This window comes from Bradyrhizobium sp. USDA 4516, from assembly GCF_054055915.1.
The window spans coordinates 6,014,524-6,027,876 of the sequence record NZ_JBSRXT010000001.1; the positions used below are offsets into that span (position 1 = coordinate 6,014,524).

General features: G+C 64.7%; 11 protein-coding genes. 10 read left to right on the plus strand and 1 reads right to left on the minus strand.

Annotated features, from left to right (window positions below; all coding sequences use genetic code 11):
• Nucleotides 1–4: 4 nt before the first annotated feature.
• Together eutC and ACVI1L_RS27370 are read left to right on the plus strand one after the other, a co-directional pair.
• The gene (eutC, locus tag ACVI1L_RS27365) at nt 5–799 is read left to right on the plus strand and encodes an ethanolamine ammonia-lyase subunit EutC (RefSeq protein ID WP_456784316.1); all 795 of its coding nucleotides are present in this window, start codon (nt 5–7) and stop codon (nt 797–799) included.
• A 197-nt stretch (nt 800–996) separates the two neighbouring features.
• A complete protein-coding gene (locus ACVI1L_RS27370; protein ID WP_456784317.1) occupies nt 997–3,381 on the plus strand; it encodes an efflux RND transporter permease subunit in 2,385 nt (794 codons plus the stop codon).
• Nucleotides 3,382–3,476: 95 nt separating this feature from the next.
• Here the strand turns inward: ACVI1L_RS27370 and ACVI1L_RS27375 are convergent, their stop codons facing one another.
• Nucleotides 3,477–3,980 (minus strand): hypothetical protein, encoded by a 504-nt coding sequence (locus ACVI1L_RS27375; RefSeq protein ID WP_028331723.1) that lies wholly within the window; start codon nt 3,978–3,980, stop codon nt 3,477–3,479.
• Nucleotides 3,981–4,386: 406 nt separating this feature from the next.
• Between ACVI1L_RS27375 and ACVI1L_RS27380 the strand changes: the two genes are divergently transcribed.
• From ACVI1L_RS27380 to ACVI1L_RS27415, 8 genes are all read left to right on the plus strand, one after another.
• Nucleotides 4,387–4,623 (plus strand): hypothetical protein, encoded by a 237-nt coding sequence (locus ACVI1L_RS27380; protein ID WP_057015701.1) that lies wholly within the window; start codon nt 4,387–4,389, stop codon nt 4,621–4,623.
• A 194-nt stretch (nt 4,624–4,817) separates the two neighbouring features.
• Nucleotides 4,818–5,696, plus strand: a complete 879-nt coding sequence (hpnC, locus tag ACVI1L_RS27385; protein ID WP_456784318.1) for a squalene synthase HpnC — start codon at nt 4,818–4,820, stop codon at nt 5,694–5,696.
• Complete coding sequence (gene hpnD / locus ACVI1L_RS27390) at nt 5,693–6,529, plus strand: presqualene diphosphate synthase HpnD (protein ID WP_141339499.1); 837 nt, start codon at nt 5,693–5,695, stop codon at nt 6,527–6,529. Before hpnC ends, hpnD begins: the two co-directional genes overlap by 4 nt.
• Nucleotides 6,529–7,779: a hydroxysqualene dehydroxylase HpnE gene (gene hpnE, locus ACVI1L_RS27395; protein WP_456784319.1), complete on the plus strand. Its 1,251-nt coding sequence runs from the start codon at nt 6,529–6,531 to the stop codon at nt 7,777–7,779. Before hpnD ends, hpnE begins: the two co-directional genes overlap by 1 nt.
• Before the next feature lie 164 nt (nt 7,780–7,943).
• Nucleotides 7,944–9,905, plus strand: coding sequence for a squalene--hopene cyclase (gene shc, locus ACVI1L_RS27400; RefSeq protein WP_057015697.1), 1,962 nt, complete (start codon nt 7,944–7,946; stop codon nt 9,903–9,905).
• Nucleotides 9,902–10,660: a phosphorylase gene (locus ACVI1L_RS27405; RefSeq protein WP_456784320.1), complete on the plus strand. Its 759-nt coding sequence runs from the start codon at nt 9,902–9,904 to the stop codon at nt 10,658–10,660. The genes shc and ACVI1L_RS27405 overlap by 4 nt, the downstream gene beginning before the upstream one ends.
• Before the next feature lie 351 nt (nt 10,661–11,011).
• Nucleotides 11,012–11,656 carry a TetR/AcrR family transcriptional regulator gene (locus tag ACVI1L_RS27410; protein WP_057015695.1) on the plus strand — a complete coding sequence of 215 codons (645 nt, stop codon included), beginning with the start codon at nt 11,012–11,014 and terminating at the stop codon, nt 11,654–11,656.
• A complete protein-coding gene (locus ACVI1L_RS27415) occupies nt 11,653–13,353 on the plus strand; it encodes an acyl-CoA dehydrogenase family protein (protein WP_456784321.1) in 1,701 nt (566 codons plus the stop codon). Before ACVI1L_RS27410 ends, ACVI1L_RS27415 begins: the two co-directional genes overlap by 4 nt.

Sequence of the window (13,353 nt, forward strand, 5' to 3'; positions counted from 1 at the left end):
CAGCATGACGACACCGCCGGCGCCCACGTCCCCTTCGCTTGCCGATCTGCGCGAGCTCACGCCGGCGCGCGTCGGCCTTGGCCGGTCCGGGGCCAGCCTGCCGACCGATGCGCTGCTGTCGTTCACGCTCGACCATGCCCGCGCCCGCGACGCCGTCCACGCCGCCTTCGATGTCAGCGGGATCGCGGCCGGTCTTGCCGGCCTCGGCATCTCGCCGCTTGAGGTATCGAGCCAGGCGCACAGCCGGCGCGACTATCTGCGGCGGCCCGATCTCGGGCGCATGCTGGATTCTGGGTCGCGGCGGTCGCTCGAGACCTGCGGCATCACAACATGCCCCTGCGCCATCGTGATCGGTGACGGCCTGTCGCCCACGGCGGTCAATGTGCATGCCGTCGAATTGATTCGGCATCTCGTGCCGCGCCTTGCGGCCGACAAGATCGAGGCCGGCGCGGTGATCGCAGCGTCCGGCGCGCGGGTCGCGCTCGGTGACGAGATCGGCGCCATCATCGGCGCGCGCATGCTGGTGATGCTGATCGGCGAACGGCCGGGCCTGTCCGCACCCGACAGCCTCGGCGCCTATCTCACCTTCGCGCCGCGGATCGGCCTCACCGATGCCGACCGCAACTGCATCTCCAACATCCACCATGCCGGGCTGAGCTATGCGGAGGCCGCATTCAGGATTTCGTGGCTTGTGCGCGAGGGCCTGGCACGCCAGATCACAGGGGTCGCCTTGAAAGATGAAAGCGGCGGTGGATCGTCGAGGAATGCGCTACCAGGGTGTGACAAATCAGATACTTAATGGCGGGGATCGGCGGTTCCCTGTCGATTTGGTCAGCCCCTCGCGCTTGCGAGCAAAGGGTCGGGCAGGTAAAACCGGCGCCGGTCAATATTCGCGTGTTTTCAAGGACTAGCGCCGATCAGTTGCGCTCACCCGCCTCATTCGCGCCCCTAGACCCAAGCTAGACAGATTGAGCCGTTTTCAGAACTGGACAGGGCATGCTCGAAAAGAATTCCGAAAGTCAGGTCCACGTCGAGAAGATCGAAGAGCCGCGGTCGGGCCTCAGCATCGCGTTCGGGATCGAGCGTCTCGGCCTGATCCCGATGCGGGCGCCGATCCTGTCCTGCATCGTCCTCGTTCTGTTGCTGATCGGCGCGGTGTTCGGCGTGCACCGGATCAAGATCGACGACTCGCTGTCGCAGCTGTTCCGCTCCGACTCCAAGGACTACAAGCAATATGAGGCGGTGACCAAACGCTTCCCGGCGACCGAGTTCGACGTCCTCGTCGTGGTCGAAGGCAAGACGCTGCTCGCCCGCGACAATCTCGAAAAGCTGCGCGATATGGTCACCGACCTGCAGCTCGTCGAGGGCGTGCGCGGCCTGGTGTCGCTGTTCTCCGCGCGCCAGGCGCCGGAGCCCGGCAAGCTGCCGGCGGCGCTGTTCCCGAACGAGCTGCCCGAGGGCGCGGCTTACGACAAATTCGTCGAGACCGTCAAAAGCAACGAAATCATCCGCGGCAAGCTGCTGTCGGAGGACGGCACGCTCGCGCTGATCGTGCTGTCGCTCGAGCCCGAAGTGGTCGGCAGCAACAAGCTCAGCAAGGTGGTCGGCGACATCAGGAAGATCATGGCCGACGACCTCGGCGGCAGCGGGCTCAATGCGCAATTGTCCGGCGTGCCGGTCATGCAGCTCGAGATCCGCAACGCGGTCGAGCGCGACGGCCTGACCTACAACATCCTCGGCATCCTCGCCGGCTGCATCATCGCCATCATCTTCTTCCGCAAGATATCCTTCATGGTGGCGGCGGCATTCCCGCCGATGATTGCGATCCTGCTCGCGCTCGGCGGCCTCGGCTGGGCCAATTTCAATCTCAACATGTTCCTCAACGTGATGACGCCGCTCATCATGGTGATCAGCTTCTCCGACTCGATGCAGCTGACATTCGCGGCGCGCGACCGGCTGATCGCCGGGCAGGACAAGTTCACCGCGTTCAAGAATGCGGTGCTGGTGGTCGGCCCGGCCTGCGTGCTGACGCACGGCACGGCCGGAATTTCCTTCATCGCGCTGCAGTTTTCGGATTCCGACCTGATCCGCAAGTTCGGCGAGGCCGGGCTTGCGGCGACCATCATCGCGCTGATCGCGGTGCTGTCGCTGGTGCCGGTGTTCGGCGTCCTGTTCGTGCGCAACGAGAAGATCTTTGCGGTCAAGTTCCAGAGCGCGGATGCCGGCGTACAGGCGCTGCGCAATTTCTGCTACTGGATCGCGGTGCGCATGGTCGGCCGTCCCGGGCTGTTCAGCCTGCTTGCGCTGATCGTGGTCGGCGGCCTCGGCATCATCTACGCCAATCTCGAGCCGCGCTACCGGCTCGCCGATCAGGTGCCGGACAAGCGGCAGGCGGTGGCGGCGTCGAGCCGGCTCGACGCCAAGCTGACCGGCGCCAATCCGGTCGATGTGCTGATCGAATTCCCCAAGGGGCAATCGCTGTACTCGCCGGAGACCTTGAAGACGATTGCCGATGTCCATGCAATGGTCGAGGACTCTGCCGGCGTCGGCAACGTCTGGTCGCTGGAGACCTTGCGGCGCTGGCTCGCCGAAAAGGCCGGCAGCAATGATGTCGCGACGCTGAAGGAATATGTCGACCTGATCCCCGAACACCTGGTGCGCCGGTTCATCGACAAGAATCAGGATGCTGTCGTGGTGTCGGGCCGCGTCCCGGATGTGGACTCGAGCCAGTTGCTTCCGGTGGTGAACAAACTCGATCATTCGCTGGACAAGGTGCGCGCCGAGCATCCCGGCTACGAGATCGCGGTCACGGGTCTGTCGGTGATTGCCGCACGCAACAGCGCCAGCATGATCGAGAAGCTCAACCACGGCCTCACTATCGAATTCCTGCTGGTCGCGATCTTCATCGGGCTCGCGTTCCGCTCGATCGTGGTGATGTTCTCTTGCATCCTGCCGGGCATCTTCCCGGTGGTGCTGTCGGGCACGGTGCTGTGGCTGCTCGGGGAGGGGCTGCAATTCGCCAGCGTGGTGGCTTTGACGGTGTCGTTCGGCCTCGGCCTCAGCGCCACCATCCACTTCCTCAATCGCCTGCGGCTCGAGACCAAGCCGGGTGTCACGCCGGAACTTGCGGTGGAGCGCGCCACCGTCCTGGTCGGCCCAGCGTTGATCCTGACCACGGTGGTGCTGGCCTGCGGTCTCGTCGTCACCGTGTTCTCCGACCTGCCGTCGCTGCGCCTGTTCGGCTGGCTCAGCGCCTTCTCGATGGTCGCAGCCCTGGTTGCGGACCTCTTCATCCTGCGGCCGACCTCGATGTTCCTGATCAACCTGTCGCAAAAGCTCCGCGGCAGGGGCGGCCAGCCCGCGCCGATCGAAAAGGCCTGATCGACGAGCGATCAAAAAGCTGCAGCAAAAAGGCCCGGTTCCGAAGCGTTCGGAACCGGGCCTTTGTGTCTTGTGGGCGCAATCGGCCGGGAGCGTCAGCTCTTCGTCATCGTGATCGAGACGCCGCGGATCTCGCCCTTGGAGTCGATCTGCACGACCTGCTTGGAGCCGTTGGTCTGCAGGTTCAGGTTCGCGGCAAAGCCGGACGCCTCGACGAACACGTCGATCCGCCCGCCGCCCGCGGTGCCCTGCAGATTGCCGAAGATGTTGCGGCTCGCCTCGCTCCAGTTGCCGGAGATCCGGTCGCCCTGGCTGGTGACGTCGCTGGAGAGGTCGAACTTGTAGCTGTCGCTGGCGCAATGCAGGGACTGTTTCAGGCTCATGCCCGAGGGTGCGACCTTGTAATCCGCCTTGCAACGAATCCGTTCAGTCGTGCCGTTGGACAGCGCCACCGTGCCCGTTCCGGTCCACGAGCCGGCAAAACCGGCAAACGGCCCGCTGGCCTGGGCGTGGACGGCGGAGGCAGAGAGCATCAGTGCGGCGCCGACGCCCACAGCCCTGAGAGCCTGACCATAAAGGCTGGAACCAAACCGTTTCATTGTGAATTTTCCCATCAAAATCAACGCTTCCTACGCAAGAAAGCGTCTCGCCGCATCGAAGGTTTAGTGTCACCGAAGAATGTTAGGTTCAAACGACAGAAACGGCGCGCGACGCCCATATTGTCATCGAACAGAATCAGAAACCGTCGGCTTCGTGACGGCATGTAGCTTTGCGCAACTGCTATCCGCAATAGCCGAACGCGACAAAGTGATGGCACGAATCGTCATTGCGAATCAATAACTTATGTAGGGGTTTACAGCGCCGCAAATTTAGCCGCATTTAGCGGTGCTTGTCGTCAATCCGTTGCCGCGTTACGTGGCGTCTGCAAATCCCCAAAATCCGTCCCGGCCATGCCGAAGCGCTTTTCGGGAACAGATTTTCTGCTGTCGGAAATGAAGGAATACGATGCGTAAATTTCTCTTGGCTCTTGCCCTGTTGTCGATCCCCCTCTCCTCCAGCGCCTTCGCCCAGCAGCAGACGCGCGGGACACCCGATGAGCAGAAGGCCTGCACGCGCGACGTGCAGCGTCACTGCCGCGCCGTGATCGATCAGGGCGATTTCACCATTCTCGCCTGCCTGCAGCAGAACCGCAGCAAGATCAGCTCCGCCTGCGACCAGGTGCTGAAGACCCACGGCCAGTAAGGCCGGTTCGGGCCCCATGGATCGCCGCAAAGCCCGTGCTCGGCATGTGTGCCGGCCACGGGCTTGGTATGCTGGCGGTCACGGACAGCATTGGTTTTGGTGGCGTATTCCCCTATATGGGGCTCGCAAATCCCCCGCATGCGCTGACCTTTCGCGCCTGCGTCGTGCCATGACCAGTGTAGCCCAAATTTCCCATGACCACCGCGAGCGACCTGCGATCCGGAAAGACCCACCGCGACGAGAATTTCCCGGTCGCGTCGTGGATCATTCATCCGCGGCATCGTGCCCTGATCCTGGCCTTCTATAATTTCGTCCGCACCGCCGACGATATCGCCGATCACGCCACGCTGCCCGCCGAGGAGAAGCTGCGCTACCTCGACCTCATGGAGGCCGAGCTGCTTGGCAATGGCGACACCCAGAAGGAAGCGGTCAATCTGCGCCGCGCGTTCGCCGAGCGCAGCATGCCGCCGCGGCACGCGCTCGACGTGCTGGTGGCGTTCCGCCTCGACGTCACCAAGCTGCGTTACGAGAACTGGGACGACGTGATCGATTATTGCCGGTACTCGGCGATGCCGGTCGGGCGGTTCATGCTCGACGTGCACGGCGAGGATACCTCGACCTGGGCGGCGTCGGACGCGCTCTGCGCCGGGCTGCAGATCAACAACCATCTGCAGGACTGCGGCAAGGACTACCGCAACCTGAACCGTGTCTACTTGCCGCGCGAAGCCCTGGCCGCCGCGGGCGCGACCGTCGAGATGCTCGGCGAGGCGAAATCGCAGATGGCCCTGCTCAAATGCCTGCAGGCGCTCGCCGTGCGCACCGAGGCGCTGCTCGACCAGAGCAAGTCGCTCGCCGCCGAGGTGAAGGATTTCAGGCTGGGGCTCGAGATCTCCGTGATCCAGGCGTTCGCCGACAAGATCGTCAACATGCTGAAGGTGCGCGATCCGCTCAGCGAGCGCGTGCATCTGAGCCCGCTCGAACTGCTGCTGCAGAGCCTTGGCGGCGTGGTCGGCGAGACGGCGCGGCGTGCGACCGGACGGCGTGCGGTCTCCAAATCGGCGGCTGGCGCATGAGCGTTGAGGCGGCGGCCAACGCAAGTTACGGAAGCACCGCGTCGGGCAGCTCGTTCTACGCCGCGATGCGCATTCTGCCGCGCGCGCAGCGCGAGGCGATGTTCCAGATCTACAGCTTCTGCCGGCAGGTCGACGACATCGCCGATTCCGACGGCCCGCGGCCGGAGCGGCTGGCCGCGCTGCAGCAGTGGCGCGACGATATAGACGCGCTCTATGCGGGGCATCCGCCGGAGCGGCTGAAGGACTATGTCGCCTCGGTGAAGACCTTCGGCCTGAAGCGCGAGGATTTTGTCGCGATCGTCGACGGCATGGAGATGGACGTGCCGCAGGACATCCGCGCGCCGGATCTCGCGACGCTCGATTTGTATTGCGATCGCGTCGCGAGCGCGGTCGGCCGGCTGTCGGTGCGCGTGTTCGGCCTGCCCGAGGACGATGGCATCCAGCTCGCGTACCACCTCGGCCGCGCGCTGCAGCTCACCAATATCCTGCGTGACATCGACGAGGATGCCGGCCTCGGCCGGCTCTATCTGCCGCGCGAATGGCTCTGGCACGCCGGCATCACCAATAACGATCCGGCCCGCGTCACCGCCGACCGCGCGCTGCCGAAGGTGTGCGCGCCGCTGGCCGAGCGGGCCAAGATGCATTTCCAGAAATCCGACGAGATCATGAAGCGCAATTCGCGCCGCGCCGTGCGCGCGCCGCGGATCATGTCGAAATACTACCGCGCGATTCTCGATCTTCTGATCGCGCGCGGCTTCACCGCGCCGCGCGCGCCGGTACGTGTGTCCAAGGCCGCCAAGATCGGCATCCTTCTTCGTTACGCGATCATCTGATGCAAAAGACCGTTCATATCATCGGTGCCGGCATTTCCGGCCTCTCCGCGGCGGTGCGCCTCGCCAATGGCGGCTACAAGGTGTTCGTCCATGAGGCAACGCAGCAGGCCGGCGGCCGCTGCCGCTCCTATTTCGACGCGGCCACCAATCTCACCATCGACAATGGCAACCATCTGTTGCTGTCGGGCAATCGCCATGCGCTGAGCTACGCGCGCGCGATCGGCACCGAGGCCGGCCTCGTCGGGCCTGCGCGCGCGCAGTTTCCGTTCGTCGATCTTGCCAGCGGCCGGCGCTGGCAGCTCGACCTCGGCGATTCCCGCCTGCCGCTGTGGGTGTTCGACGAGGCGCGCCGCGTCCCGGACACTAGCCTGCGCGACTATCTCGCCTTGGCGCCGCTGGCTTGGGCCGGCACCGGTGCGCTGGTCGGCAACACTATTCCCTGCAAGGGCACGCTGTATGACCGCTTGGTGCAGCCGCTGCTGCTCGCCGCATTGAACGTCGATCCGCCGGAGGGCTCGGCCGGGCTCGCGGGCGCCATCGTGCGCGAGACGCTGCTCGCGGGCGGGCAGGCCTGCCGTCCGTTGATCGCGCGCGACGGCCTGAGCTCGGTCCTGATCGAGCCGGCCGTGAAGCTGCTGCAGGAGAGGGGCCACAGCGTTCAGTTCAGTCACGAATTGCGTGCGCTCGGCATGTCGGGTGATCGCATCAGTGAGCTCGATTTTGGCAATGGCGACAAGGTCGCGCTGGGAGCCGACGACGCCGTCGTGCTTGCGGTGCCGCCGCGCGCCGCGGCCGCACTGCTGCCCGGCCTGAAAACCCCGACCAAATTCCGCGCCATCGTGAACGCGCATTTCCGCGTCGATCCGCCGCGCGACGCCGCGCCCATTCTCGGCGTGGTCGGCGGCCTCGTGGAGTGGCTGTTCGCGTTCCCGCAACGCCTGTCGGTGACGATCAGCAACGGCGACCGCCTGGTCGATATGCCGCGCGAGGAGCTCGCGCTGGCGATCTGGCAGGACATCTGCGAGGCCTCGGGGGTTTCCGGCGACCTGCCGCCCTGGCAGATCGTGCGTGAGCGCCGTGCCACATTTGAGGCGACGCCGGAACAGAATGCCCTGCGTCCGGGGCCCGCGACGGCGCAAAAAAACCTGTTCCTTGCCGGCGACTGGACTGCTACCGGGTTGCCGGCAACCATCGAGGGATCGGTGCGATCGGGGGATCGCGCCGCCGATCTGGTTCTGGCCAGACGTTAGATTCGACCTGTTGGCGCGTTTTCGAGCGAAGTGGCTACCGGTTCGCGTGAAGAAAACGCGACCAAACAGAAGGACAAGAACGTGATCCGAAGCAATCGGATCATGCTCTGGAGCGGCCGCGGCTTTCGATCAGCCGGCCCGCGATGAAGAGGATATCGAGCGAAATGCTTGCGAGAGATCACAGCGTTGCAGTCGACCCGGTCGCGCTGGAGAAGAGCATCTCCAAGGCAACCGAAGCGCTGCTTGGCTACCGTCAATCCGACGGGCACTGGGTGTTCGAGCTCGAGGCCGACAGCACCATTCCGGCCGAGTACATCCTGCTGCGTCACTACCTGGCCGAGCCGATCGATGCCGGGCTCGAGGCCAAGATCGGCAACTATCTGCGCCGCGTCCAGGGCGCCCATGGCGGCTGGCCGCTGGTGCATGACGGCCCGTTCGACATGAGCGCCAGCGTGAAGTCGTACTTCGCGCTGAAGATGATCGGTGATTCCGTCGACGCGCCGCACATGGCGCGGGCGCGCGAGGCGATCCGTTCGCGCGGCGGCGCTTCGGGCAGCAACGTGTTCACGCGATTCCTGCTCGCGCTCTATGGCGTCGTGACCTGGCGCGCGACGCCGGTGCTGCCGATCGAGATCATGCTGCTGCCGATGTGGTCGCCGTTCCACATCAACAAGATCTCCTACTGGGCGCGCACCACCATGGTGCCGCTGATGGTGCTTGCCGCGCTGAAGCCGCGTGCGAAGAATCCGAAGGGCGTCGGCATCGACGAACTGTTCCTGGAGGATCCGAAATCGGTCCGCATGGCGCCGAAGGCGCCGCATCAGAGCGCGAGCTGGTTCTATCTGTTCCGCTCGCTCGACGCCGTGCTGCGGGTAATCGAGCCGATGTTTCCGAAGAGCCTGCGCCAGCGCGCGATCGATGCCGCGCTCGCCTTCACCGAAGAGCGGCTGAACGGCGAAGACGGCATGGGCGCGATTTATCCGCCGATGGCCAACATCGTCATGATGTACGAGGCGCTCGGCAAGGACGAGAATTTCCCGCCGCGCGCCACCACCCGCCGCGGCATCGACAAGCTGCTCGTGATTAGTGAACACGAGGCCTATTGCCAGCCCTGCGTTTCGCCGGTGTGGGACACCGCGCTGGCCTGTCATGCGCTGCAGGAAGCGGGCGGCGACGACACCCTGGCCAAGGCCAGGCAGGGCCTCGACTGGCTGAAGCCGCGCCAGGTGCTGGACCTGAAGGGCGATTGGGCGGTCAAGGCGCCGGACGTCCGCCCGGGCGGCTGGGCGTTCCAGTACAACAACGACCATTATCCCGATCTCGACGACACCGCGGTGGTCGTGATGGCGATGGATCGCGTGCGGCGTCATACCGGAACCAGGGAATATGATGAGTCCATCGCGCGCGGCCGCGAGTGGATCGAGGGGCTGCAGAGCCGCGATGGCGGCTGGGCCGCATTCGACGTCAACAACCTCGAATATTACCTCAACAACATCCCGTTCTCCGATCATGGCGCATTGTTGGATCCGCCGACCGAGGATGTCACCGCGCGCTGCATCTCGATGCTGGGCCAGCTCGGCGAGACCGCCGAGAGCAACAAGGCGATGGCTGACGGCGTCGCTTATTTGCGCCGCACCCAGCTTGCCGAGGGCTCCTGGTACGGCCGCTGGGGCCTGAACTACATCTACGGCACCTGGTCGGTGCTCTCGGCGCTAAATGTCGCAGGGGTCGATCGCAACGACCCGATGATTCGGAAGGCGGTCGACTGGCTGGCGTCAGTCCAGAATCAAGACGGCGGCTGGGGCGAGGACGCCGTCAGTTACCGGCTGGATTACAAGGGTTATGAAGTTGCGCCTTCGACCTCCTCGCAAACGGCATGGGCTTTGCTTGGATTGATGGCGGCCGGAGAGGTCGAAAATCCCGCTGTTACGCGCGGGGTGGAGTACCTAAAGGCAACACAGACGGAAAAAGGGCTGTGGGACGAGCAGCGATACACAGCTACGGGGTTTCCGCGGGTATTTTACTTGCGATATCATGGCTACTCGAAGTTCTTTCCGCTCTGGGCGCTGGCGCGGTATCGAAATTTGAGAAGCACCAATAGCAGGGTGGTAGGGGTCGGGATGTGATTGTTGAGGCGGGGGCCGCCGAGACCGTGGGCAGTAGAATTGATCCTCGGCCGGTATTGATTGTGACTGGATTGGTGCAGGAGGCTCGCATCGCGGCAGGCCCCGGCATGATCGTAATCTGCAGTTCGAGCGATCCGCAGCAGCTGCGTCAGTTGCTGGCGACGCTGGATCCGAGCACCTTCCGTGGCGTGATTTCGTTCGGCGTGGCCGGCGGGCTCGATCCGTCGCTCAAGTCAGGCGACGTCGTGGTTGCGACCGAGGTGATGTCGGGCGATACCCGTTTCCTGGCCGCATCCGCGCTGAACGAAGAGATGATCGCCAGCGCCGCGCTGAAGCGCCGCAGGATCGTCCGCGGCAGTCTCGCCGGCGTGGAAGAGGTGATCGCGGCAAAGGCCTGCAAGGCCGCTCTGCGCTCGATGACGGGCGCAGCCGCGGTCGATATGGAGAGCCATATCGCGGCGGCCTATGCCGCCAAGGCCCGCATTCCGTTTGCCGCATTGCGCGTAATCAGCGATCCCGCGCACCGGGCGCTACCGGAACTTGCTAAATCCGCGGTGAAGCCGAACGGCGACATCGACCTGCGCAAGGTGCTGCGCGGCATCGCCCGCAATCCACGGACGCTGCGCGCGCTGGTGTCGACCGGAATTGACTTCAACCGCGCGCTGCGCTCGCTGCGCAGCTGCCGCGGCTTCCTGCTCGGCAACGAGGTGTTGATGCCGGTAGAAGACGTTCTGATCACAGCGAAGGCGGCCTGATCCGCTGCGCCGGGCAGGGACCGGGTTTCTCACCGCATCAAGCTCAACTCACAGGCCCGGTCGCATCGCGATCGGGCCTTTTGCTTTGATGCCCAAAGGTTTCGCTCGATGCCACGCTGTTCCGGTTCCACGCGGTCAGCGGACTTGCGCGTCGGCTGTGCGGTGAGAGACCCCGCATATCCGTGTCCCTCGGGCCGGTGGGGTCGCGCGGCCAGCCTCTGACGACTTGCCAGCAGCGCGCCGGCGCCCCGGGAAGGGCCCTACGCGGACCGCGCTGGGTCGATGCTTGACAGCTACGGCTATTCATCCGAAAATGAACTATGATCCTTTATTCATGAATTAAGGTTCACTATGGCAATCGCTGCCGTTCGCCTCAACCAACTGGTCGAAACCAAAGCGCGTATTCTCGATGCCGCCAGGGAGGCCGTGGCGCTGAGTGGCTGGAAGGACGCCCAGATCGCCCTGATCGCCTCACGGGCCGGCGTGGCCACAGGCAGCGTGTATCGCTACTTCGACTCCAAGGCGGACCTGTACGCGCAGGTGCTCGCCCTGGTGTCCGAGCGCGAGGTGGCTGTCGTCGCCGCGATCGTCGAGGCGGAAGGCTCGGCGTCCCAGTGCCTGGTCGACGCGATCTACACTTTCGCGGTCCGGGCGATGCGCGGCCGCCGCCTGGCGTACGCGTTGATTGCCGAACCCTGTGAACCCGAGATCGACGCGGCGCGCCTGAAATACCGGGCGGCCCTGGCCGATCAGATCGCAAGGCTGGTTCGGCGCGGTATCGCCGGCGGTGAGTTCGTCGAGATCGACGCGAACGTCGCGGCATCCTGCGTGACCGGCGCCTTCATGGAGGCGCTGGTCGGTCCCCTTGCGCCCGAAGCGGCCCCCGATTCCGACGCGGCGAAGGCGATCGCACAGTCGATCGCAGGGCTTTCCGCGCGCATGCTGTTTCGCCACGCCACGCCTGAACTCATCCCTGTATCGCGAGTCTCCGCATGAACGCGCGCGTCCAGCCGGTTGCCGTCGCTGAAGCGAAAGCCGCTCCGTTTGCGACCCATGAAGTACGCAATCAGGCGCGGCCGGCGCTCGGCTTCAATGCGTTCGATGACGACCGCGCGCTGAGTGGCCTGATCGCGACGATCGCGCCGTGGGCGAAAGACAAGCTTTCCGCGCTCGGAGCTCATGCCGGCAGCGAATCCGTGCAGGAGGCGGCACGGCTGGCCAACGAGCACGAACCGAAGCTCCTGACCCATGACCGGTATGGCAACCGCAATGATTGGGTCGAATTTCATCCGGCCTGGCATCAATTGATGGCGCTGGCGTTCCGGAGCGAGGTGCATAGCCTCGCCTGGTCGACGCGCGAACCACACGGCCATCTGGTGCGTGCGGCGCTGAGCTATCTCTGGAACCAGATCGAGAACGGCGTCGGTTGCCCCACCGGGATGGCGTACGCCGCGATCGCCGGGTTCTCCGGCAAGCCGCAATTCAATTTGTGGCGGGAGCGAACGCTGGCGGCGGACTACGATCCGCGGCGGCTTCCGATCGAGGCCAAGCGCGCCGCGGTCATCGGTTACGCCATGACCGAAAAGCAGGGCGGCTCCGATCTGCGTGAGACCCAGACCACCGCGCGCTTTGTCGAGCGCGGCGCGCATGGCGAGATCTATGCGCTCACCGGCCACAAATGGTTCTTCTCGGTGCCGGTGGCCGACGGATTCTACACGCTGGCGCGCACCCAGTCCGGCGTCAGTTGCCTGTTCGTGCCGCGCCTGTTGCCGGACGGCAGCGCCAACCGTATCCACATTCAGCGCCTGAAGGACAAGTGCGGTAACCGATCGAACGCATCGAGCGAGATCGAGTACCACGATACGTGGTCGATCCTGGTCGGCGAAGAGGGCCGCGGCATCGCGGAAATCCTTTCGCATGCCCATCTGACGCGGCTGGATTTCGCTGTCGGCTCCGCCGGGCTGATGCGCCAGGCGCTGAGCCTCGCCCTCAACCACGCGCAAACCCGAACCGCGTTCGGCAAGCCGATGTCCGAGCTTCCGATGCAGCGCAACGTGCTCGCCGACCTCGCGCTCGAGAGCGAGGCGGCGATGCTCGGCGCGTTTCGGGTCGCGCGCGCGACCGATGGCCTGCAGACAAGCGAACACGAGCGCTTGCTGGCGCGGGTCGCGACACCCGTGATGAAGTTCTGGAACTGCCAGCGCGCGCCGGCCTTCACCTATGAATGCCTGCAGGTGCATGGCGGCAACGGCTTCATCATGGAGAATCCGATGGCCCGGCTCTATCGCGAGGCGCCGTTGAATTCGATCTGGGAAGGCACCTCGAACATGATGTGCATGGACGTTTTGCGCGCCATGCAACGCGATGCGAATTGCCGGGACGCATTCGTCGACGAGTTGCGTGCGAGCAGGGGCCTCAATCCGGTCTATGACCGAAGCACGGACGACCTCGCCGATCGCTTGCGTGCTCGATACCCGGACGACGGGCATGCGAGAGCGCTCGTCACCCGCATGGCGCATGCGCTGCAGGCCGCCGAGATGCTGAGGCATGGCGACGCCGCTGCCGCCGATCTGTTCGTGAAATCCAGGCTTGGCGCGGACGGGATGCAGGTATTCGGCGGGCTTCCGTCGACGGAAGGCCTCAGCCGTATCGTTGAGCGCGCCACCGTCATTCGTCACCAAGGGCTCCAGTAA